The organism is Pseudomonas sp., assembly GCF_035277045.1.
Taxonomy (GTDB): domain Bacteria; phylum Pseudomonadota; class Gammaproteobacteria; order Pseudomonadales; family Pseudomonadaceae; genus Aquipseudomonas.
Genome location: NZ_DATELE010000113.1, coordinates 13965 through 36311, shown reverse-complemented (window position 1 = coordinate 36311; position 22347 = coordinate 13965). Strand labels below are relative to the sequence as shown.

17 protein-coding genes and 1 pseudogene are annotated in these 22347 nt (G+C 63.8%); 15 read left to right on the top strand and 3 right to left on the bottom strand.

Annotated features, from left to right (window positions below):
- Window positions 1-394, bottom strand: a pseudogene (locus VJS90_RS05090) (D-serine dehydratase); the annotation flags it as partial.
- Window positions 395-508: 114 nt separating this feature from the next.
- Here VJS90_RS05090 and fusA point away from each other — a divergent pair.
- Window positions 509-2620: an elongation factor G gene (fusA, locus tag VJS90_RS05085; protein ID WP_324119673.1), complete on the top strand. Its 2112-nt coding sequence runs from the start codon at window positions 509-511 to the stop codon at window positions 2618-2620.
- Window positions 2621-2641: 21 nt separating this feature from the next.
- On the opposite strand, the gene VJS90_RS05080 is transcribed toward fusA, so the two are convergent.
- On the bottom strand, window positions 2642-4084 hold the full coding sequence (locus VJS90_RS05080; RefSeq protein WP_324119671.1) for a SulP family inorganic anion transporter: 1443 nt from the start codon (window positions 4082-4084) through the stop codon (window positions 2642-2644).
- A 97-nt stretch (window positions 4085-4181) separates the two neighbouring features.
- Window positions 4182-5897, bottom strand: a complete 1716-nt coding sequence (locus VJS90_RS05075) for a S8/S53 family peptidase (protein WP_324119669.1) — start codon at window positions 5895-5897, stop codon at window positions 4182-4184.
- Between the two features lie 302 nt (window positions 5898-6199).
- Between VJS90_RS05075 and VJS90_RS05070 the strand changes: the two genes are divergently transcribed.
- The 14 genes from VJS90_RS05070 (at window position 6200) to nuoM (ending at window position 22346) form a co-directional block, all read left to right on the top strand.
- A complete protein-coding gene (locus VJS90_RS05070; RefSeq protein WP_324119667.1) occupies window positions 6200-6802 on the top strand; it encodes a hypothetical protein in 603 nt (200 codons plus the stop codon).
- A 232-nt stretch (window positions 6803-7034) separates the two neighbouring features.
- Complete coding sequence (gene aceA / locus VJS90_RS05065; RefSeq protein ID WP_324119665.1) at window positions 7035-8360, top strand: isocitrate lyase; 1326 nt, start codon at window positions 7035-7037, stop codon at window positions 8358-8360.
- A gap of 511 nt (window positions 8361-8871) precedes the next feature.
- Complete coding sequence (locus VJS90_RS05060) at window positions 8872-9285, top strand: NADH-quinone oxidoreductase subunit A (RefSeq protein WP_158459167.1); 414 nt, start codon at window positions 8872-8874, stop codon at window positions 9283-9285.
- Between the two features lie 10 nt (window positions 9286-9295).
- Window positions 9296-9973, top strand: coding sequence for an NADH-quinone oxidoreductase subunit B (locus VJS90_RS05055; RefSeq protein ID WP_324119662.1), 678 nt, complete (start codon window positions 9296-9298; stop codon window positions 9971-9973).
- A 77-nt stretch (window positions 9974-10050) separates the two neighbouring features.
- Window positions 10051-11832 carry an NADH-quinone oxidoreductase subunit C/D gene (gene nuoC, locus VJS90_RS05050; protein WP_324119660.1) on the top strand — a complete coding sequence of 594 codons (1782 nt, stop codon included), beginning with the start codon at window positions 10051-10053 and terminating at the stop codon, window positions 11830-11832.
- A gap of 2 nt (window positions 11833-11834) precedes the next feature.
- Window positions 11835-12332 (top strand): NADH-quinone oxidoreductase subunit NuoE, encoded by a 498-nt coding sequence (gene nuoE / locus VJS90_RS05045; RefSeq protein WP_324119658.1) that lies wholly within the window; start codon window positions 11835-11837, stop codon window positions 12330-12332.
- The gene (gene nuoF / locus VJS90_RS05040; protein WP_324119656.1) at window positions 12329-13690 is read left to right on the top strand and encodes an NADH-quinone oxidoreductase subunit NuoF; all 1362 of its coding nucleotides are present in this window, start codon (window positions 12329-12331) and stop codon (window positions 13688-13690) included. Before nuoE ends, nuoF begins: the two co-directional genes overlap by 4 nt.
- Window positions 13691-13820: 130 nt before the next feature.
- Entirely contained in the window at window positions 13821-16535 is a 2715-nt protein-coding gene (gene nuoG, locus VJS90_RS05035) for an NADH-quinone oxidoreductase subunit NuoG (RefSeq protein ID WP_324119654.1), read from the top strand.
- Window positions 16532-17539, top strand: coding sequence for an NADH-quinone oxidoreductase subunit NuoH (gene nuoH, locus VJS90_RS05030; RefSeq protein WP_324119652.1), 1008 nt, complete (start codon window positions 16532-16534; stop codon window positions 17537-17539). Before nuoG ends, nuoH begins: the two co-directional genes overlap by 4 nt.
- 11 nt (window positions 17540-17550) lie before the next feature.
- Window positions 17551-18099: an NADH-quinone oxidoreductase subunit NuoI gene (nuoI, locus tag VJS90_RS05025; RefSeq protein ID WP_158459160.1), complete on the top strand. Its 549-nt coding sequence runs from the start codon at window positions 17551-17553 to the stop codon at window positions 18097-18099.
- 10 nt (window positions 18100-18109) lie between these two features.
- Entirely contained in the window at window positions 18110-18610 is a 501-nt protein-coding gene (nuoJ, locus tag VJS90_RS05020) for an NADH-quinone oxidoreductase subunit J (protein ID WP_324119648.1), read from the top strand.
- A gap of 4 nt (window positions 18611-18614) precedes the next feature.
- Window positions 18615-18923, top strand: a complete 309-nt coding sequence (gene nuoK / locus VJS90_RS05015) for an NADH-quinone oxidoreductase subunit NuoK (RefSeq protein ID WP_324119646.1) — start codon at window positions 18615-18617, stop codon at window positions 18921-18923.
- Complete coding sequence (gene nuoL / locus VJS90_RS05010) at window positions 18920-20773, top strand: NADH-quinone oxidoreductase subunit L (protein WP_324119644.1); 1854 nt, start codon at window positions 18920-18922, stop codon at window positions 20771-20773. Before nuoK ends, nuoL begins: the two co-directional genes overlap by 4 nt.
- Before the next feature lie 40 nt (window positions 20774-20813).
- The gene (gene nuoM, locus VJS90_RS05005; protein WP_324119642.1) at window positions 20814-22346 is read left to right on the top strand and encodes an NADH-quinone oxidoreductase subunit M; all 1533 of its coding nucleotides are present in this window, start codon (window positions 20814-20816) and stop codon (window positions 22344-22346) included.
- Window position 22347: the final 1 nt, after the last annotated feature.

The window sequence follows — 22347 nt, the reverse complement described above, 5'->3', positions numbered from 1 at the left end:
CGGCATGCTTGAGGACTTCGTAGATACCGCCGCGGGACTTGATCGAGCCGGAAATGGGCAGCAGATGGTCGGCCTTGAGCCACAGGCTGCCGCTCGGTTCGATGCCCAGCTCGCCGCAGAGCGCCGCCTGCAGGTCAGGGACCGGCAGCAGCGGCGATTCGATCACGCCCTGGTCGGCAGCCGTCTCGGGAAACGCCGATGCGATGAACGGCGCGAACCGCGCCAGACGATCAGCGGCGTCCGCGATGTCGGCCGCGTCCAGCCCCACATCCGCCAGTGCTTCGGCGCTCGGGGCCACGGCCGGGTTGAACCAGGTGACCGGCGCATGGCGGATCAGATCGGCGATCAACGGGTGCTCGCGGCACCAGGTTTCAAGCGGGACGTGCAAGGCCATGAGGCGCTCTCCAGACAATCGACAGGGCGGGCTGCGAATCGCCCGGCAGGATCACCCGCCTCTGCTACCTTGGGGAAACCACTGCCGCGCATTTCACCCGAAGGTGCTTCCATCATGGCCCGCACAACCCCCATCGAGCTGTACCGCAACATCGGCATCGTCGCCCATGTGGATGCCGGCAAGACCACCACCACCGAACGCATCCTGTTCTACACCGGCGTGAACCACAAGATGGGCGAGGTGCATGACGGCGCGGCGACGATGGACTGGATGGCCCAGGAGCAGGAGCGCGGCATCACCATCACCTCGGCGGCGACCACGGCGTTCTGGCAGGGCTCGACCAAGCAGTTCGCCGACAAATACCGTTTCAATATCATCGACACCCCGGGCCATGTCGACTTCACCATCGAGGTGGAACGCTCGCTGCGGGTGCTCGACGGCGCCGTGGTGGTGTTCAGCGGTGCCGACGGGGTCGAGCCGCAGTCCGAGACCGTGTGGCGCCAGGCCAACAAGTACCACGTGCCGCGCCTGGCCTACATCAACAAGATGGACCGCCAAGGCGCGGACTTCCTGCGGGTGGTCAGGCAGATCGACCAGCGGCTGGGCCATCACCCGGTACCGATCCAGCTGGCCATCGGCGCGGAGGAGCACTTCATCGGCCAGGTCGACCTGGTGAGGATGAAAGCCCTCTACTGGAACGATGACGACCAGGGCACGAGCTATCGCGAAGCGCCGATCCCGGAAGAGCTGCAGGCATTGGCGGATCAATGGCGCGCCCACATGATCGAAGCCGCCGCCGAAGCCAACGACGAACTGATGACCCTTTACCTCGAAGGCCAGGAGCTGAGCACCGAGCAGATCAAGGCCGGGCTGCGCCAGCGCACCCTGGCCAACGAGATCGTGCCGACCATCCTCGGCTCGTCATTCAAGAACAAAGGCGTGCCGCTGATGCTCGACGCGGTGATCGACTACTTGCCGGCGCCAAGCGAGGTGGCGGCGATCAACGGCACCGACCCGGATCATGAAGACAGGCACCTGGAACGTCACGCCGATGACAACGAGCCTTTCTCGGCCCTGGCCTTCAAGATTGCCACCGACCCCTTTGTCGGCACGCTTACCTTTGCGCGCGTCTACTCCGGGGTGTTGAGCTCGGGCGACGCGGTGCTCAACTCGGTGAAGGGCAAGAAGGAACGCGTCGGGCGCATGGTGCAGATGCACGCCAACCAGCGCGCCGAGATCAAGGCCGTGTGCGCAGGCGACATCGCCGCCTTGATCGGCATGAAGGACGTGACCACCGGCGACACCCTGTGCGACCTGAACAAGCCGATCATTCTCGAGCGCATGGACTTTCCAGACCCGGTGATCTCCGTGGCCGTCGAACCCAAGACCAAGGCCGATCAGGAAAAAATGGGCGTCGCGCTGGGCAAGCTGGCCCAGGAAGACCCGTCATTCCGGGTCAAGACCGACGAGGAAACCGCGCAGACCATCATTTCCGGCATGGGCGAGCTGCACCTGGACATCATCGTCGACCGCATGCGCCGGGAATTCGGGGTCGAGGCCAATATCGGCAAGCCGCAAGTGGCCTACCGCGAGAAAATCCGCAATACCTGCGAGATCGAGGGCAAGTTCGTCCGCCAGTCCGGCGGGCGGGGCCAGTACGGCCACTGCTGGATTCGCTTCGCGCCCGGCGAAGAGGGCAAGGAAGGCCTGGAGTTCGTCAATGAGATCGTCGGCGGCGTGGTGCCCCGCGAATACATCCCCGCGATCCAGAAAGGCATCGAGGAGCAGATGCGCAACGGCGTGCTCGCCGGCTACCCGCTGATCGGGCTGAAAGCCGCGGTGTACGATGGCTCCTACCATGATGTCGACTCCAACGAGATGGCGTTCAAGATCGCGGCGTCGATGGCGACCAGACAGCTGTCGCAAAAAGGCGGCGCGGTGCTGCTGGAGCCGGTCATGAAGGTCGAGGTGGTGTCGCCCGAGGAATACCTGGGCGACATCATGGGTGACCTGAGCCGTCGCCGCGGCATGATCCAGGGCTCGGAGGACACCCCGGCCGGCAAGGTGATCCGCGCCGAGGTGCCGCTGGGGGAGATGTTCGGCTACTCCACCGACATGCGCTCGATGACCCAGGGCCGGGCGAGCTATTCGATGGAGTTCACCAGGTACGCGGAGGCCCCGGGGAATATTGCCGAGGCGATCGTGAAGAAGAACCGGCCGCTGTAGCAGTGGGCTCGGACGCGGGAGCTACCCGTGCTCGCCCGCCCGGCGCAGCAGCTGCTTGCACCGCTCGGACAGGTGCACCACGCGCAAGTGCTTGCCCGCCTTGCCATACCGCTCACGCAGCGTCTTCAGCGCGGCAATCGCCGAATAGTCGACAAAACTCAGGTGACGGCAATCAAGCGTCACCTGCGCGGGGTCGTTGGCAGGGTCGAACTGATCGAGGAACGGTGTGCTCGAGGCGAAAAACAGCGTGCCGTGGATCTGGTAGACCTTGCCGCCCTCCTCGTCCACGTGGCTGTCGGCATACAGCTCGCGCGCATGCTGCCAGGCGAAGTTGATCGCGGCGATGACGATGCCGAACAGCACGGCGCTGGCAAGGTCGGTGAACACCGTCACCACCGTCACGGCGATGATTGCCAGCACGTCGCTGACCGGCACCTTGCGCAGCACCCGCAGCGAGGCCCAGGCGAAGGTCTGCTGGGCGACCACGAACATCACGCCGACCAGCGCGGCCAGCGGGATGCGTTCGATCAACGGCGACAGGAACAGCACGAACAGCAGGATCATCACGCCGGCTACCACGCCTGAGGCGCGGCCACGGCCACCGGAACTGAGGTTGATCACGGTCTGCCCGATCATCGCACATCCCCCCATGCCGCCACACAGGCCGGAGACCATGTTGGCAGCGCCCAAGGCCACGCATTCGCGATCAGGGAATCCGCGGCTCTCGGTGATTTCGTCGGTGAGGTTGAGGGTCAGCAGGGTTTCCAGCAGGCCAACCATGGCCATTAACACCGCGTAGGGTGCGATGATCTTCAGGGTTTCCATGCTCCAGGGCACGTCTGGCCAGGCCAGCTGCGGCAGGCCGCCGGCAATGTGCGCCATGTCGCCCAGGGTGCGGGTCGGCAGGTCGAGCAGATACACCAGCAGGCCGATGCCGAGTATGGCCACCAGCGCGGGAGGGACGGCGCGGGTCAGACGCGGGAGGACGTAGACGATGAGCATGGTCAGGGCAACCAGACCCAGCATCAGGTACAGCGAAGTGCCGCCCAGCCAGTGCTCGCCTGCCTTGAAATGCTCAAGCTGAGCCAGCGCGATGACGATCGCCAGGCCGTTGACGAAGCCGAGCATCACCGGGTACGGCACCAGGCGTATCAGCTTGCCCAGCCTCAACGCGCCAAACAGCATCATCAGGACCCCGCCCAGCAGCACCGTGGCCAGCAGGTACTGCACGCCCTGCTGGACCACCAGCGCGACGATCACCACCGCCATGGAACCGGCCGCGCCGGAGATCATCCCCGGGCGGCCGCCGAACAGCGCGGTGAGGGTGCAGATGATGAAGGCGCCATACAGCCCCATCAGCGGATTGAGGTGGGCGACCAAGGCGAAGGCGATGCACTCGGGCACCAGCGCGAACGAGGTGGTGAGGCCGGCGAGCACGTCGGCGCGGAGGCGGGCTGGTTTCATGCGGATCCTGTGGCGTTTCTCGGGCGACGGAGGCCCGAGCGGAGAAAAAGAGCGGGGATGTTACGGAATTTGTCTGACCCCAGCCAGCCGCGCACGCTCAGCGCACCCGGTCACGGCTCTGCACCGCCAGGTCCAGCGCGCGCTGCATGTCGAGCCGCGCCGAGCGCCCCAGGTCTGGATGCTGCAGCACCCCGCCGCGTTCGGAAGGCAGGATCGGCGCGGTAAGGTCTTCGGCGTCCATGGGTTCGAAGTCCTGCCTGGCGCCCATCGTCAGCGCGCTGCGCCGTAGCAGCATGCGCAGTTGTCGCGGCGTGAGCTGTGGATTGATCGACAACATGGCGGCCACCGTGGCGGTGACCAGCGGGGTGGCATACGAGGTACCGCAGTGCGCCTCCTTGTCGGCTGCCGTGCGGATACAGGCGGCGGCGCTGATGTCCACCCGCGGGTCGATGTTCGAGCTGTGGCGCTTGACCACATGGGCGGGGTCTTGCACGGGACTTTCGCGATCGCTGCGCTGGTGCCCGCCAACCACCAGCAACTGATCGGTGACGAAGGACGAAGGCAAGCGGTACTCATCGGTGCCGGCCCAGGATTCGCCATTGCCGGCCGAGTTGACGACGATCACGTCGGGATGTTCCTTGCGCAGCCAGAGGAAGAACTCTTCTAGAAGCTCTTCGTAGCCGCTCATCGCGAGGCCTGAACGCAGCAGCGAATCAACCTCATTGTCCTCGATGTCGCGAGAACCGACACGATGGATTCCCCAACTCCAGTTGAGCACCCGCACCCCGTCTTCGACCAGGTTCACGGAGGCTGCGACAGCGGCGGTGATGCCGGCGTTGCTGTTACGCTCGACGATCACCTCGAAGCCGGGGCTGGGCTTGCCGAGGCCAGCGAGAAAGCCTTTGTCGTTGTTTTCGCCCTGGGCCGCGAGAATCCCGGCCACATGGCTGCCATGACTGCCGACCGCCTTGCCATCGCGCGCGTAGAGGCAGGTCTGCCCTGGCTCACAGGCGCCACGGTAGCCAACGAAGGTCGGGTTGTCGAAATCCACCTCTCGCTCGATCACGCCGATACGGACCGGCTGGACGGGCACCTGGGACGCGGGGATGCGCCGCTGGTAGTAGTAGAGGGCATCCATGAATCGATTGGCGGCCCATTCGTCGGCCTGGCTGGCCGCCTTGGCAGGGCGTGCATCTCCCTCCTCCCCTCGCTCGGGCGCGGATTCTTCGATGACCACGGCGTCGACGCTGGTTTCGCTGCCCATGCGCAGGATCATTGCGTCGCGCTGGACCAGGTCGCGTACCGGCAAGCGTAGTTGGTAGACATTCAGGGGCGCGATGGAGCCGACCACCTTGGCGCCATACTTGTCGGCGATGCGTCGGGCCTCCTGTGGCCCGTCGTGTTGCTCTTCGATCAGCAGGCTGACGAGGTTGAGGTAAGTGGCGAGGCCATCCATGTTCCTTGCCAATTCATCGGGGCCGGCAGCGGCCACATGGCTGGAGCGCTGGGTGAGCCAGACGGGGTTGCTGCGCTGGTTATCGGCTTCGAGCCAGAGCGGAGCGCTGTGCAGACCGGACTTGACGAGATTGAGCCGTAGCTCGGCGCCCTGTCGCTGGACCTTCCCCTCAGCCAGGCGCTGCCCGCCGAGCCAGACGGTGGGCATCGCCTGGCAGAGGCCTTCGACCCGCAGGCACCAGGATTGCGGGCTTTGCGCCAGGAGGTCGCCACAGCGCTGGAGATCCTTGATGCGCAGGGACTCCGCCGCGGCGAGCGAGTGCATGAGAAGGCAGATCGTCAGGACGAGACTTTTCATGGGCGCTGACCTTCGACGTTGGTCATGTTGCGACTGTGCCTGAAAGTCAAAGGTTCAGAGGGTATCCGTGCGGGCCTCTTTGCTGGCAAGCCGGCGCGCCTTCACAACGTCTATGGGAGTGGGTTGTGAGGTGTAGGTAGCGGGACATTGGATAGGGTCAGTGGACGCTAGGATGTCCATGCGATTTTGGGGCCGCTTCGCAGCCCAATCGCGGTACAAGACAGTTGCTCCCACAGGGCCCTGGCTGCGCCGGGCATACATTGATAACCCCCTGCCCCCCACAGGCACCATGATCTGCCATCATGTCCACATCACCTGTGGAGACCCCGCCCATGCTGTCACGCCCCCTCCTCGCGTTCCTGCTGCTCGCCACCACCCTTGCAGTCCAGGCCGCACCTGATATGCCCCCGCGTAGCCTGTTGATCAGCGTCGATAACACCGACAGCAACATTCAGGACTCCCACGGCAACGGGCGCGTTATCCGCCATGGCACCACCAACCGCGACGGTGGACTCATGCAGGTGCAGGCCGTCGAAGGCAAGCCGGCGCTTATCCAGGTCGGTCAGAGCGTGCCCGTGACCAGCACCAGTCCGGACGGATACGGCGGCACCCAGAGCTACACCGAATACCGCAACGTGACCCAGGGTTTCTACGCGACTGCCAGCCTCAACGGCGAAACAGTTCAAGTCGCGATCAGCACCAATAACGATCGAATATCGAGCGAACGCGCCGATGTAGTGAACGTGCAGAGCACCGACACAACGGTCAGCGGCAGGCTTGGCGAGTGGATCACGGTGGCGGGATTCAACCGGCAGAGCCAGGCCGATCATGGCGGATCCCGTAGCTACAGCACCCAGCGCGGCGAAAACATGACATTACGCCTCAAAGTTGACGTTCTGGACTGACCCCAGGCAATTCAAGGCCTCGACCAAGGGCCGCGAAAATGACCGGCGAGTCGCATTAGACCAAAGATGTAGTGCACACAAAAAAGCACTACAAAACATTTGACGGCCTCTTTCCCGCAAAGGCATGATGGCCCCGCTCCCCGCTGATCAAGGGCCCTGGACAGGGCTTTCGAGGCGCATTCCGAGCATTGAGCACCCTCTACCAAAGACCGATGCGACGAGGTTATTTTCCATGGCACTGACACGCGAACAGCAAATTGCAGCCCTTGAAAAAGACTGGGCCGAGAACCCGCGCTGGAAAGGCGTGACCCGTACCTATACCGCCGCCGATGTCGTCCGCCTGCGTGGCTCCCTGCAACCAGAGCACACCCTGGCCCGCGCGGGTGCGGAGAAACTGTGGAAACTGGTCACCCAAGGTGCCCACCCCTCCTTCCGCCCCGACAAGGATTTCGTCAACTGCATGGGCGCCCTCACCGGCGGCCAGGCCGTCCAGCAGGTCAAGGCCGGCATCCAGGCCATCTACCTCTCGGGCTGGCAGGTGGCGGCGGACAACAACTCGGCCGAGTCCATGTACCCGGACCAGTCGCTGTACCCGGTCGATTCGGTCCCGACCGTGGTCAAGCGCATCAACAACTCGTTCCGCCGCGCCGACCAGATCCAGTGGAAGGCGGGCAAGAATCCGGGCGACGATGGCTACATCGACTACTTCGCGCCGATAGTGGCCGACGCTGAAGCCGGCTTTGGCGGCGTGCTCAATGCCTATGAGCTAATGAAGAACATGATCGAGGCAGGTGCTGCCGGCGTGCACTTCGAGGACCAGCTCGCGTCGGTCAAGAAGTGCGGCCACATGGGTGGCAAGGTCCTGGTGCCAACCCATGAAGCCGTGCAAAAACTGGTGGCGGCGCGCCTGGCCGCCGACGTCGCCGGCGTGCCGACCATCATTCTGGCGCGCACCGATGCCAACGCCGCCGACCTGCTGACCAGCGACTGCGACCCTTACGACCAGCCGTTCGTGATTGGCGAGCGCACGCGTGAAGGTTTCTACAAGGTGCGCGCCGGGCTGGACCAGGCCATCGCACGGGGCCTGGCCTATGCGCCGTACTCTGACCTGATCTGGTGCGAGACCGCCAAGCCCGACCTTGATGAGGCCCGCCGCTTCGCCGAGGCGATCAAGAAGGAGTACCCCGACCAGCTGCTGTCGTACAACTGCTCGCCGTCCTTCAACTGGAAGAAGAATCTGGACGACGCGACCATCGCCAAATTCCAGCGCGAGTTGTCGGCCATGGGCTACAAGCACCAGTTCATCACGCTGGCAGGCATCCATAACATGTGGCACGGCATGTTCAATCTGGCGCACGACTACGCCCGCAACGACATGACCGCGTACGTGAAGCTGCAGGAACAGGAGTTCGCCGATGCGAGCAAGGGTTACACCTTCGTGGCGCACCAGCAGGAGGTCGGCACGGGGTACTTCGATGACGTGACCACGGTGATCCAGGGCGGAGCTTCATCGGTGACGGCGCTGACGGGGTCGACCGAGGAGGAGCAGTTTCACTGATCAGGAATGACGGGTAGGCGAGGCCTGGTCTCCAACGTGAGGCCAGGCCTTTTTATTGGCGGCGCCCCCTTCGCTGGCAAGGGTCTATGCTGTTTAACAGGCCAATCGACAAAACATTGATCCAGAGCGGTACGGCTGCGGTCCAAAGCGTGTAGAACCTGCGCTGGGCTGTTTGGCAAGCACCACAGTGCCGCACCCCCCGCTTATTATGGAGAAGACAACTACCACGACCAGCCAAACAATAATGATAGTAATTATCATTACGGAAGTAAGGAATCGTTACATCCTGCGAGAAACATAATTAACGAAATAGGCCGCAACGCCCAAAACTCAAGGGCTTCAGCCAGTTACGAAAGATTTTTGTTCCTAAACCTACGAATATTTTGCGACAGAAATTTTACTTGCAACCGCTTTACCCATAAAATCAGCGCGATTGATTACGCTGCGACATTTCGTCACTGCTTTACTTCTTTCAAGACGCAGAGCACGCCCTCTGTATAAGGACACCAGCATGCCCGATTCGACAGGACTGATCGCCCACAACTGGGGCTTTGCCATCTTCCTCCTCGGTGTCGTGGGCTTGTGCGCCTTCATGCTCGGCCTGTCCAGCCTGCTCGGCAGCAAGGCCTGGGGCCGCAGCAAGAACGAACCGTTCGAATCCGGCATGTTGCCCGTCGGCACCGCCCGCCTGCGCCTGTCCGCCAAATTCTATCTGGTCGCGATGCTGTTCGTGATCTTCGATATCGAAGCCCTCTTTCTCTTTGCATGGTCTGTGTCCGTCCGCGAAAGCGGCTGGACCGGATTCGTCGAAGCACTCGTTTTCATAGCAATTCTGTTGGCAGGTCTTGTCTACCTTTGGCGGGTCGGGGCGCTCGATTGGGCTCCCGTGGGTCGTCGCAAGCGGCAAGCGAAGCTGAAACAATGAGGCTTTGGCAATGCAATACAATCTCACCAGAATCGACCCGGATGCGCCCAACGAGCAGTATCCAGTCGGAGACCGGGAAACCGTCTCCGATTCGCTGCTAGAGGACCAGGTCCACAAGAACATCTACATGGGGAAACTCGAGGATGTTCTGCGTGGCGCGGTCAACTGGGGTCGCAAGAACTCCCTCTGGCCGTACAACTTCGGCCTCTCCTGCTGCTACGTGGAAATGACCACGGCCTTCACGGCGCCCCACGACATCGCCCGCTTCGGCGCCGAAGTCATCCGGGCCTCGCCGCGCCAGGCCGACTTCATGGTCATCGCCGGTACCTGCTTCATCAAGATGGCGCCGATCATCCAGCGCCTGTACGAGCAGATGCTTGAGCCCAAGTGGGTCATCTCCATGGGTTCGTGCGCCAACTCCGGTGGCATGTACGACATTTACTCGGTCGTTCAGGGGGTCGACAAGTTCCTCCCCGTGGATGTCTACGTGCCTGGCTGCCCGCCTCGCCCTGAAGCATTCCTGCAAGGCCTGATGCTGTTGCAGGAATCGATTGGCCAGGAGCGCCGTCCTCTTTCGTGGGTTGTCGGTGACCAAGGCATCTACCGTGCCGAGATGCCGGCGCAGAAAGAGCAACGCCGTGAACAGCGCATCCAGGTCACCAACCTGCGCAGCCCCGACGAAGTCTGATCCAGTGACCTGCCGCCCGTTCTCTTGAGCCGGCGGCCTGGCTTCATTCTCTACGTTGACCCAAAGCGACCGAGACCATGACAGCGGACACCGCTATTTATATTCCGCCTTACAAGGCTGACGACCAGGATGTGGTCGTCGAACTCAACCAGAAATTTGGCCCCGAGGCGTTCGTCGCCCAGGAGACCCGTACCGGCATGCCGGTGCTGTGGGTTGCCCGTGCCAAGCTGGTCGAGGTGCTCACCTTCCTGCGCAACACGGTCAAGCCGTACAGCATGCTGTACGACCTGCATGGCGTCGACGAGCGCCTGCGCACCCAGCGCCGCGGCCTGCCGGGCGCCGATTTCAGCGTGTTCTACCACCTGCTTTCGGTGGAGCGTAACAGCGACGTGATGATCAAGGTGGCCTTGAGCGAAGGCGACCTGAACCTGCCGACCGTCACCGGTATCTGGCCCAACGCCAACTGGTACGAGCGCGAAGTCTGGGACATGTTCGGCATCGACTTTGCTGGCCACCCGCACCTCTCCCGCATCATGATGCCGCCAACCTGGGAAGGTCATCCGCTGCGCAAGGACTACCCGGCGCGCGCGACCGAGTTCGACCCGTTCAGCCTGACCCTGGCCAAGCAGCAGCTCGAGGAAGAATCCGCGCGTTTCAACCCCGAAGCCTGGGGCATGAAGCGCCAGGGCGCCAACGAGGACTACATGTTCCTCAACCTGGGGCCTAACCACCCTTCGGCCCACGGTGCCTTCCGTATTGTCCTGCAGCTGGACGGTGAAGAGATCGTCGACTGCGTGCCCGATATCGGCTACCACCACCGTGGCGCCGAAAAAATGGCCGAGCGCCAGTCCTGGCACAGCTTCATCCCTTACACCGACCGCATCGACTACCTCGGCGGGGTAATGAACAACCTGCCGTACGTGCTGGCGGTCGAGAAGCTGGCCGGCATCAAGGTGCCACAGAAGGTCGACGTGATCCGCATCATGCTGGCCGAGTTCTTCCGCATCACCAGCCACCTGCTGTTCCTGGGTACCTATATCCAGGACGTGGGGGCGATGACGCCGGTGTTCTTCACCTTCACCGACCGCCAGCGCGCCTACACCGTGATCGAAGCCATCACGGGCTTCCGCCTGCACCCGGCCTGGTACCGCATCGGCGGCGTGGCCCATGACCTGCCGCGCGGCTGGGAAAAACTGGTGAAGGACTTCGTCGACTGGCTGCCCAAGCGCCTGGACGAGTACACCAAGGCTGCCCTGCAGAACAGCATCCTCAAGGGCCGCACCATCGGCGTCGCCCAGTACAACACCAAGGAAGCCCTGGCCTGGGGCGTCACCGGTGCGGGCCTGCGCTCCACCGGCCTCGACTTCGACCTGCGCAAGGCCCGCCCGTACTCGGGCTACGAGAACTTCGAGTTCGAAGTGCCGCTGGCCCACAACGGCGATGCATACGATCGCTGCATGGTGCGCGTCGAGGAGATGCGCCAGAGCATCCGCATCATCGACCAGTGCCTGCGCAACATGCCGGAAGGCCCGTACAAGGCGGATCACCCGCTGACCACGCCGCCGCCGAAAGAGCGCACGCTGCAGCACATCGAGACCCTGATCACCCACTTCCTGCAAGTCTCGTGGGGCCCGGTCATGCCGGCCAACGAGTCGTTCCAGATGATCGAGGCGACCAAGGGCATCAACAGTTACTACCTGACGAGCGACGGCGGCACCATGAGCTACCGCACCCGGATCCGTACGCCGAGCTACCCGCACCTGCAGCAGATCCCTTCGGTGATCAAGGGCAGCATGGTCGCGGACCTGATCGCGTACCTGGGCAGTATCGACTTCGTTATGGCTGACGTGGACCGCTAAGCATGAACAGCACGCTTATCCAAACCGACCGTTTCGCCTTGAGCGAAACCGAGCGCTCGGCCATCGAGCACGAGATGCACCACTACGAAGACCCGCGCGCGGCGTCCATCGAAGCCTTGAAGATTGTCCAGAAGCAACGCGGATGGGTGCCCGACGGCGCCATCTACGCCATTGGCGAGGTGCTTGGCATTCCGGCCAGCGACGTCGAGGGCGTGGCCACCTTCTACAGCCAGATCTTCCGCCAGCCGGTCGGCCGCCACATCATCCGCGTCTGCGACAGCATGGTGTGCTACATCGGCGGCCACGAGTCGGTGGTCAGCCAGATCCAGGACGAGCTGGGCATCGGCCTGGGCCAGACCACTCCGGACGGGCGCTTCACGCTGCTGCCGGTGTGCTGCCTGGGCAACTGCGACAAGGCCCCGGCGCTGATGATCGATGACGATACTTTTGGCGACGTGCAGCCTGCTGGCGTCACCAAACTGCTGGAGGGCTACGCATGACCATCACTTCCTTCGGCCCGGCCAACCGCATCGCGCGCAGTGCCGAGACCCATCCGCTGACCTGGCGCCTGCGTGACGACGGCGAGCCCCTGTGGCTCGACGAATACCAGGCCAAGGACGGCTACGCCGCGGCCCGCAAGGCGTTCGCGCAGATGTCTGGCGACGATATCGTCCAGGCCGTGAAAGACTCCGGCCTCAAGGGCCGTGGCGGTGCGGGCTTTCCGACCGGCGTCAAATGGGGCCTGATGCCCAAAGACGAGTCCATGAACATCCGCTACCTGCTGTGCAACGCGGATGAAATGGAGCCCAACACCTGGAAAGACCGCATGCTGATGGAGCAGCAGCCCCATCTGCTGATCGAAGGCATGCTGATCAGCGCTCGAGCGCTGAAAGCCTACCGCGGCTACATCTTCCTGCGCGGCGAGTACACCACCGCCGCCCGCAACCTCAACCGCGCGGTCGAGGAAGCCAAGGCCGCAGGCCTGCTGGGCAAGAACATCCTGGGCAGCGGTTTCGATTTCGAACTGTTCGTGCACACCGGCGCCGGGCGCTACATCTGTGGTGAAGAAACCGCGCTGATCAACTCCCTCGAAGGCCGCCGCGCCAACCCGCGCTCCAAACCGCCCTTCCCTGCCGCCGTCGGCGTGTGGGGCAAGCCGACCTGCGTGAACAACGTCGAGACCTTGTGCAACGTGCCGGCGATCGTCGGCAATGGCAACGACTGGTACAAGTCGCTGGCCCGCGAAGGCAGCGAAGACCACGGCACCAAGCTGATGGGCTTCTCCGGCAAGGTGAAGAATCCAGGCCTGTGGGAGCTGCCGTTCGGCGTCACCGCCCGCGAGCTGTTCGAGGACTACGCCGGCGGCATGCGCGACGGCTTCAGGCTCAAGTGCTGGCAGCCAGGCGGCGCCGGTACCGGTTTCCTGCTGCCCGAGCACCTGGACGCGCAGATGTATGCCGGCGGCATCGCCAAGGTCGGCACCCGGATGGGTACGGGCCTGGCCATGGCGGTCGACGACAGCATCAACATGGTGTCGCTGCTGCGCAACATGGAAGAGTTCTTTGCCCGCGAGTCGTGTGGCTTCTGCACCCCGTGCCGCGATGGCCTGCCGTGGAGCGTCAAGCTCCTGCGCGCCCTCGAGAAAGGCCAGGGCCAGCAAGGCGACATCGAGACGCTGCTGGGCCTTGTCGGCTTCCTTGGCCCAGGCAAGACGTTCTGTGCGCATGCGCCTGGCGCGGTCGAGCCGCTGGGCAGCGCGATCAAGTATTTCCGTCCGGAGTTCGAGGCCGGCATCGCTGCCACTGGCAGCGCCGCCCTGCGCCCGAACCTGGCCAAGCCGATTGTAGTCGGCGCCTGAAAGCATTGAAACGCGGGTGGTCCGTGCCACCCGCGGCCTGCGCCTTGCCTGCGAAGACCGGGCGAGCCCCAGGCACACAGATTTCCATTAGCCACGCCCGCTCACGCGGGCCAACGAAGAACTTTGAACCATGGCCACTATCCACGTAGACGGCAAAGAGCTCGAAGTCAACGGCGCAGACAACCTGTTACAGGCCTGTCTGTCGCTCGGCCTCGACATCCCTTATTTCTGCTGGCACCCGGCGCTCGGTAGCGTCGGTGCCTGCCGGCAGTGCGCGGTCAAGCAGTACACCGACGAGAATGACACCCGCGGTCGCATCGTCATGTCCTGCATGACCCCTGCCACCGACGGCACCTGGATTTCCATCGAAGACGACGAGTCCAAGGCGTTTCGTGCCAGCGTTGTCGAATGGCTGATGACCAACCACCCGCACGACTGCCCGGTGTGCGAGGAAGGCGGTCATTGCCACCTGCAAGACATGACGGTGATGACCGGTCACAACGAGCGGCGCTACCGTTTCACCAAGCGTACCCACCAGAACCAGGACCTTGGCCCGTTCGTCGCCCACGAGATGAACCGCTGCATCGCCTGCTACCGCTGCGTGCGCTACTACAAGGACTATGCCGGTGGCACCGACCTGGGCGTGTTTGGCGCCCATGACAACGTGTACTTCGGCCGCGTCGAGGATGGCGCGCTGGAGAGCGAGTTCTCCGGCAACTTGACCGAGGTCTGCCCGACCGGCGTGTTCACCGACAAAACCCACTCCGAGCGCTACAACCGCAAGTGGGACATGCAGTTCGCCCCGAGCATCTGCCATGGCTGCTCCAGCGGCTGCAACATCAGCCCGGGCGAGCGCTATGGTGAACTGCGCCGTATCGAAAACCGCTTCAATGGCTCGGTCAACCAGTATTTCCTCTGCGACCGCGGCCGCTTCGGCTATGGCTATGTCAACCGCAAGGACCGTCCGCGCCAGCCGCGCCTGGCCGACGGCACCCGGCTGAGCCTGGACGCCGCCCTGGACAAGGCCGCGGACCTGCTGCGCGGGCGTACCATCGTCGGCATCGGCTCGCCGCGTGCGAGCCTGGAGAGCAACTACGGCCTGCGTGAGCTGGTCGGTGCCGACTACTTCTACTCAGGCATGGAAACCGGTGAGCTGGCTCGTGTACGCCTGGCCCTGCAGGTGCTCAACGACAGTCCGTTGCCCGTGCCGACCCTGCGCGACATGGAAGACCATGACGCCGTGTTCGTGCTTGGCGAAGACCTGACCCAGACCGCCGCCCGCGTGGCCTTGGCACTGCGCCAGTCGGTCAAGGGCAAGGCCGAGGCGATGGCCGAGGGCATGCGCGTGCAGCCGTGGCTTGACGCTGCCGTCAAGAACATCGGGCAGCATGCCAAATACCCGCTGTTCATCGCCAGCCTCACCGAGACCAAGCTCGATGACGTCGCCGAGGAATGCGTGCACGCGGCCCCCGACGACCTGGCCCGCCTGGGCTTCGCCGTGGCCAACGCGATCCACCCGAGCGCCCCGGGCGTGATCGGCCTGGATGCCGAGGCCATCGCCCTGGCCCAGCGTATCGCCGACGCTCTGGTTGCTGCCCAGCGGCCGCTGATCGTCTCCGGCACTTCGCTGGCCAGCCCCGCGTTGATCGAAGCCGCGGCCAACATCGCCAAGGCCCTGAAGCTGCGCGAGAAGAACGGCTCGCTGAGCCTGGTGGTGCCAGAGGCGAACAGCTTCGGCCTGGCCATGCTCGGTGGCGACTCCGCCGACGCGGCCCTGGACGCTGTCATCAGCGGCAAGGCCGACGCCATCGTGGTACTGGAAAACGACCTGTACAGCCGCCTGCCGGCTGCCAAGGTCGATGCGGCCCTGGCCGCCGCCAAGGTGGTGATCGTCGCCGACCACCAGCAGACCGCCACCAGCGAACGCGCCCACCTGGTGCTGCCAGCGGCCTCCTTTGCCGAAGGCGATGGCACTCTGGTCAGCCAGGAGGGCCGCGCCCAGCGCTTCTTCCAGGTGTTCGACCCGACCTACCTGGACAGCAGCATCCTGGTCCACGAAGGCTGGCGCTGGATGCATGCCCTGCGTGCCACTCTGTTGAACAAGCCGGTCGACTGGACCCAGCTCGACCACGTTACCAGCGCCTGCGCGCAAGCCGCGCCGCAGCTGGCCGGGATTGTCGATGCCGCACCGTCGGCGTCGTTCCGCATCAAGGGCATGAAACTGGCGCGCGAACCGCTGCGCTACTCCGGCCGCACCGCCATGCGCGCCAACATCAGCGTGCACGAGCCGCGCACCCCGCAAGACCGCGACACCGCCTTTGCCTTCTCGATGGAAGGTTATTCGGGCTCCGTCGAGCCTCGCCAACAGGTGCCGTTCGCCTGGTCGCCGGGCTGGAACTCGCCACAGGCCTGGAACAAGTTCCAGGACGAGGTTGGTGGTCACCTGCGCGCCGGCGATCCAGGCGTGCGCCTGATCGAGTCCAAGGGCGATGGCCTGCGCTGGTTCAGCGCCATCCCGCCCGCGTTCAACCCGGTGCGTGGCACCTGGAAGGCCGTGCCGTTCTACCACCTGTTCGGCAGTGAAGAGAGCTCTTCGCGCGCAACCCCGGTGCAAGAGCGCATCCCGCAGGCCTACGTGGCGCTGGCCAAGTCCGAGGCCGATAGCCTGGGTGTCAACGAAGGCGCCCTGCTCAGCCTGAACGTGGCGGGCCAGGCGCTGCGCCTGCCGCTGCGCATCAATGAACAACTGGGCGCTGGCCTGGTTGGCTTGCCCAAAGGCCTGGCGGGCATCCCTCCCGCCATCTTCGGGGCATCCGTCGAAGGCCTGCAGGAGGCAGCACGATGAGCTGGTTCACCCCCGAAGTGATCGATGCGATCCTCGCTGTCGTCAAGGCCATCGTGGTCCTGCTGGCGGTGGTGGTCTGCGGCGCGCTGCTCAGCTTCGTCGAGCGCCGCCTGCTGGGCTGGTGGCAGGACCGCTACGGTCCGAACCGCGTCGGCCCGTTCGGCATGTTCCAGATCGCGGCCGACATGCTGAAGATGTTCTTCAAGGAAGACTGGAACCCGCCCTTCGTCGACCGCATGATCTTCACCCTGGCGCCGGTCGTGGCCATGAGCGCTCTGCTGATCGCGTTCTCGGTGATTCCGATCACCCCGACCTGGGGCGTGGCGGACCTGAACATCGGCCTGCTGTTCTTCTTCGCCATGGCCGGCCTGTCGGTCTACGCGGTGCTGTTCGCCGGCTGGTCGTCGAACAACAAGTACGCCCTGCTCGGCAGCCTGCGGGCCTCGGCGCAGACCGTGTCGTACGAAGTGTTCCTGGGCCTGGCGCTGATGGGCGTGGTGGTGCAGGTGGGTTCGTTCAACATGCGCGATATCGTCGAGTACCAGGCGCAGAACCTGTGGTTCATCATTCCGCAGTTCTTCGGCTTCTGCACCTTCTTCATCGCCGGCGTCGCCGTGACTCACCGTCACCCCTTCGACCAGCCGGAAGCGGAGCAGGAACTGGCCGACGGTTACCACATCGAGTATGCCGGCATGAAATGGGGCATGTTCTTTGTCGGTGAATACATCGGCATCATCCTCATCTCGGCCCTGTTGGTGACCCTGTTCTTTGGCGGCTGGCATGGCCCGTTCGGCCTGTTGCCACAAGTGCCGTTCCTGTGGTTCGCGCTCAAGACCGCGTTCTTCATCATGCTGTTCATCCTGCTGCGCGCTTCTATCCCGCGCCCGCGCTATGACCAGGTGATGGACTTCAGCTGGAAGTTCTGCCTGCCGCTGACCCTGATCAATTTGCTGGTGACCGCTGCGCTTGTGCTCTACAACGCGCCAGCTGTTGCGGCCCAGTGAGGATTTGACCCATGTTCAAATATATTGGCGACATCGTGAAGGGCACCGGCACGCAGCTGCGCAGCCTGGCGATGGTGTTCTCGCACGGTTTCCGTAAACGCGACACCCTGCAGTACCCAGAAGAGCCGGTCTACCTGCCGCCGCGCTACCGTGGCCGTATCGTGCTGACCCGTGATCCCGATGGCGAGGAGCGTTGCGTTGCCTGCAACCTGTGCGCCGTGGCCTGCCCGGTCGGCTGCATTTCGCTGCAGAAGGCCGAGACCGATGACGGGCGCTGGTACCCCGAGTTCTTCCGGATCAACTTCTCGCGCTGCATCTTCTGCGGCCTGTGCGAGGAAGCGTGCCCGACCACCGCGATCCAGCTCACCCCGGATTTCGAAATGGCCGAGTTCAAGCGTCAGGACCTGGTGTACGAAAAGGAAGATCTGCTGATCTCCGGCCCCGGCAAATACCCTGACTACAACTTCTACCGTGTTGCAGGCATGGCCATCGCCGGTAAGCCGAAAGGCGCCGCGCAGAACGAAGCCGAGCCGATCAACGTGAAGAGCTTGCTCCCATAAGGACAGAAAGATGGAATTCGCTTTCTACTTCGCATCCGGGATCGCCGTGGTTTCCACCCTTCGTGTGGTGACCGGCACCAACCCTGTGCATGCCCTGCTCTACCTAATCATTTCGCTGATCTCCGTGGCGATGATCTTCTTCGCACTGGGCGCGCCGTTCGCCGGCGCCCTGGAAGTGATCGCCTACGCTGGCGCCATCATGGTGCTGTTCGTGTTCGTGGTGATGATGCTCAACCTGGGGCCGGCTTCGGTCGCCCAGGAACGTGGCTGGCTGCGCCCGGGCATCTGGGCAGGCCCGGTGGCGCTCGGCGCCCTGCTGCTGGCCGAGCTGCTGTATGTGCTGTTCGCCGAGCCGAGCGGTGCCGGCATCAGCGGCACCACGGTCGACGCCAAGGCCGTGGGCATCAGCCTGTTCGGTCCTTACCTGCTGGTGGTTGAACTGGCCTCGATGCTGCTGCTCGCCGCAGCGGTGACGGCGTTCCACCTCGGCCGCAACGAGGCGAAGGAGTAATCACATGCCTGCAATTCCTCTCGAGCACGGCCTGGCCGTCGCCGGCATTCTGTTCTGCCTTGGTCTGGTCGGCCTGATGGTCCGCCGCAACATTCTTTTCGTGCTGATGAGCCTGGAAATCATGATGAACGCCTCTGCCCTGGCGTTCATCGTGGCCGGCAGCCGCTGGGTGCAACCGGATGGACAGATCATGTTCATCCTGGTGATCAGCCTGGCAGCGGCCGAGGCCAGTATTGGCCTGGCGATCCTGCTGCAACTGTATCGCCGCTTCCACACTCTCGACATCGATGCTGCCAGTGAGATGCGCGGATGAACCTGATCTTTCTGACTTTCGTCTTTCCCCTGATCGGCTTTTTGCTGCTGTCGTTCTCCCGCGGCCGGTTCTCGGAGAACCTCTCGGCGCTGATCGGCGTAGGTTCCGTGGGCCTGTCGGCCGCGGTCGCGGCCTATGTGATCTGGCAGTTCAACGTCGCCCCGCCCGAAGGCGGCGCGTACAGCCAGCTGCTGTGGCAGTGGATGTCGGTGGATGGCTTCGCGCCGAACTTCACCCTCTACGTGGACGGCCTGTCGGTCACCATGCTGGGCGTGGTGACGGGCGTGGGCTTCCTGATCCACCTGTTCGCCTCGTGGTACATGCGCGGCGAAGCCGGTTACTCGCGCTTCTTCGCCTACACCAACCTGTTCATCGCCAGCATGCTGTTCCTGGTGCTGGGCGACAACCTGCTGTTCATCTACTTCGGCTGGGAAGGCGTGGGCCTGTGCTCGTACCTGTTGATCGGTTTCTACTATAGCAACCGCAACAACGGTAACGCGGCGCTCAAGGCGTTCATCGTCACCCGCATCGGCGACGTGTTCCTGGCCATCGGCCTGTTCATCCTGTTCGTCCAGCTCGGTACCCTGAACATCCAGGAACTGCTGGTGCTGGCACCACAGAAATTCCAGGCAGGTGATACCTGGATGGTCCTGGCCACGCTGATGCTGCTCGGTGGCGCGGTTGGTAAATCCGCCCAGCTGCCGCTACAAACCTGGCTCGCCGACGCGATGGCTGGCCCCACCCCGGTTTCGGCACTGATCCACGCCGCGACCATGGTGACCGCGGGCGTCTACCTGATCGCCCGTACCAATGGCCTGTTCCTGCTGGCACCGGACATCCTGCACCTGGTAGGCATCGTCGGTGGCGTGACCCTGGTACTGGCCGGCTTCGCCGCGCTGGTGCAGACCGACATCAAGCGCATCCTCGCCTACTCGACCATGAGCCAGATCGGCTACATGTTCCTGGCGCTGGGCGTGGGTGCCTGGGAAGGCGCGATCTTCCACCTGATGACTCACGCCTTCTTCAAGGCGTTGCTGTTCCTGGCCTCGGGCGCGGTGATCGTTGCCTGCCACCACGAGCAGAACATATTCAAGATGGGCGGCCTGTGGAAGAAACTGCCGCTGGCGTACGCAAGCTTCGTGGTCGGTGGTGCCGCCCTGGCGGCCCTGCCGATCCTGACCGCGGGCTTCTACTCCAAGGACGAGATTCTCTGGGAAGCGTTCGCCAGTGGACATGACTACCTGCTGTACGCTGGCCTGGTCGGTGCCTTCATGACCTCGCTGTACACCTTCCGTCTGATCTTCATCGCCTTCCATGGCGAAGCCAAGACCGAAGCTCATGCCGGCCACGGCATTTCCCACTGGCTGCCGCTGGGTGTGCTGATCGTGCTGTCGACCTTCATCGGTGCGTGGATCCATCCGCCACTGGCCGACGTCCTGCCGCAAAGTGCCGGTCACGCCGGTGGCGAGGCCAAGCACAGCCTGGAAATCGCCTCGGGCGCCATCGCCATCGCCGGCATCCTGCTGGCCGCGGTGCTGTTCCTGGGCAAACGCCGCGTGGTCACGGCCATCGCCAACAGCGGCATTGGCCGCGTGCTGTCGGCCTGGTGGTTCGCCGCGTGGGGCTTTGACTGGATCTACGACAAGCTGTTCGTCAAACCTTACCTGCTGATCAGCCACCTCCTGCGCAAGGATCCGGTTGACCGCAGTATCGGCCTGATTCCTCGGATGGCCCGTGGTGGACACGTCGCCATGAGCAAGACCGAGACCGGCCAGCTGCGCTGGTACACCGCCTCGATCGCCGTGGGTGCCGTGCTGGTGCTCGGCGCCGTATTGATGGCAGCGGTATGACTATGAACCTTGCGACTCTGCGAAAGGAATTGACCCCGTCATGATTTTGCCTTGGCTGATCCTGATCCCCTTCATCGGCGGCCTGCTGTGCTGGCTGGGTGAGCGCTTCGGCGCCACCCTGCCGCGCTGGATCGCGCTGCTGACCATGTCCCTGCTGCTCGGTATCGGCCTTTGGCTGTGGGCCCACGGCGACTACACCCTGGCCCCCGCCCCGGGCGCCGAACCGGTCTGGGCCTATGAGTTCAAGGTCCAGTGGATCCAGCGCTTCGGCATCAGCCTGCACCTGGCCCTCGATGGCCTGTCGCTGATGATGATCCTGCTGACCGGCCTGCTCGGTGTGCTCTCGGTGCTGTGCTCCTGGAAAGAGATCCAGCGCCACGTCGGCTTCTTCCACCTCAACCTGATGTGGATCCTGGGCGGCGTGGTCGGTGTGTTCCTGGCGCTCGACCTGTTCCTGTTCTTCTTCTTCTGGGAAATGATGCTGGTGCCGATGTATTTCCTCATCGCGCTCTGGGGTCACAGCTCCTCCGATGGCAAGAAGACCCGGATCTACGCGGCGACCAAGTTCTTCATCTTCACCCAGGCCAGCGGCCTGATCATGCTGGTGGCGATCCTTGGCCTGGTGCTGGTCAACTACAGCAACACCGGCATCATCACTTTCAACTACAGCGACCTGCTCAAGGCCGAGCTGCCGGCGGGCACCGAGTACCTGCTGATGCTCGGTTTCTTCATTGCCTTCGCGGTGAAGCTGCCGGTGGTGCCGTTCCACTCCTGGCTGCCGGACGCCCACGCCCAGGCGCCGACCGCAGGCTCGGTCGACCTTGCCGGTATCTTGCTGAAGACCGCGGCCTACGGCCTGCTGCGCTTTGCCTTGCCGCTGTTCCCGAACGCGTCGGCGGAATTCGCGCCGTTCGCCATGGCGCTGGGCCTGATCGGTATCTTCTACGGTGCCTTCCTGGCCTTCGCGCAGACCGACATCAAGCGCCTGATCGCGTTCTCCAGCGTCTCGCACATGGGCTTCGTGCTGATCGGCATCTACTCCGGCAGCCAGCAGGCCTTGCAGGGCGCGGTGGTGCAGATGCTGGCGCACGGCCTGTCGGCCGCCGCGCTGTTTATCCTCAGCGGCCAGCTGTACGAGCGCCTGCACACCCGTGACATGCGCGAGATGGGCGGCTTGTGGCACCGCATCGCCTACCTGCCGGCGATCAGCCTGTTCTTCGCCGCTGCCTCGCTGGGGCTGCCGGGCACCGGCAACTTCGTCGGCGAGTTCCTGATCCTGCTAGGCAGCTTCGCCAGCGTGCCGTGGATCACCGTGGTCGCCACCTCGGGCCTGGTGTTCGGTTCGGTCTATTCGCTGATCATGATCCACCGCGCCTACTTTGGCCCCTCCCGGTCAGAGGCCGTATTGGCCGGCATGGACAACCGCGAGCTGGTCATGGTGCTGGGCCTGGCGGTGCTGCTGATCGTGCTGGGCGTCTACCCGCAGCCATTCCTGGACACCTCCGCCGCCACCATGAGCGGTGTGCAGCAGTGGCTCGGTTCGGCTATCACTCAATTCGCTTCGGCCCGGTAAG

Bases quoted from the DNA above. Each gene is read 5' to 3' on its own strand.
- fusA (WP_324119673.1), top strand. From the start codon at position 509: ATGGCCCGCACAACCCCCATCGAGCTGTACCGCAACATCGGCATCGTC.
- VJS90_RS05080 (WP_324119671.1), bottom strand. From the start codon at position 4,084: ATGAAACCAGCCCGCCTCCGCGCCGACGTGCTCGCCGGCCTCACCACC.
- VJS90_RS05075 (WP_324119669.1), bottom strand. From the start codon at position 5,897: ATGAAAAGTCTCGTCCTGACGATCTGCCTTCTCATGCACTCGCTCGCC.
- VJS90_RS05070 (WP_324119667.1), top strand. From the start codon at position 6,200: ATGTCCACATCACCTGTGGAGACCCCGCCCATGCTGTCACGCCCCCTC.
- aceA (WP_324119665.1), top strand. From the start codon at position 7,035: ATGGCACTGACACGCGAACAGCAAATTGCAGCCCTTGAAAAAGACTGG.
- VJS90_RS05060 (WP_158459167.1), top strand. From the start codon at position 8,872: ATGCCCGATTCGACAGGACTGATCGCCCACAACTGGGGCTTTGCCATC.
- VJS90_RS05055 (WP_324119662.1), top strand. From the start codon at position 9,296: ATGCAATACAATCTCACCAGAATCGACCCGGATGCGCCCAACGAGCAG.
- nuoC (WP_324119660.1), top strand. From the start codon at position 10,051: ATGACAGCGGACACCGCTATTTATATTCCGCCTTACAAGGCTGACGAC.
- nuoE (WP_324119658.1), top strand. From the start codon at position 11,835: ATGAACAGCACGCTTATCCAAACCGACCGTTTCGCCTTGAGCGAAACC.
- nuoF (WP_324119656.1), top strand. From the start codon at position 12,329: ATGACCATCACTTCCTTCGGCCCGGCCAACCGCATCGCGCGCAGTGCC.
- nuoG (WP_324119654.1), top strand. From the start codon at position 13,821: ATGGCCACTATCCACGTAGACGGCAAAGAGCTCGAAGTCAACGGCGCA.
- nuoH (WP_324119652.1), top strand. From the start codon at position 16,532: ATGAGCTGGTTCACCCCCGAAGTGATCGATGCGATCCTCGCTGTCGTC.
- nuoI (WP_158459160.1), top strand. From the start codon at position 17,551: ATGTTCAAATATATTGGCGACATCGTGAAGGGCACCGGCACGCAGCTG.
- nuoJ (WP_324119648.1), top strand. From the start codon at position 18,110: ATGGAATTCGCTTTCTACTTCGCATCCGGGATCGCCGTGGTTTCCACC.
- nuoK (WP_324119646.1), top strand. From the start codon at position 18,615: ATGCCTGCAATTCCTCTCGAGCACGGCCTGGCCGTCGCCGGCATTCTG.
- nuoL (WP_324119644.1), top strand. From the start codon at position 18,920: ATGAACCTGATCTTTCTGACTTTCGTCTTTCCCCTGATCGGCTTTTTG.
- nuoM (WP_324119642.1), top strand. From the start codon at position 20,814: ATGATTTTGCCTTGGCTGATCCTGATCCCCTTCATCGGCGGCCTGCTG.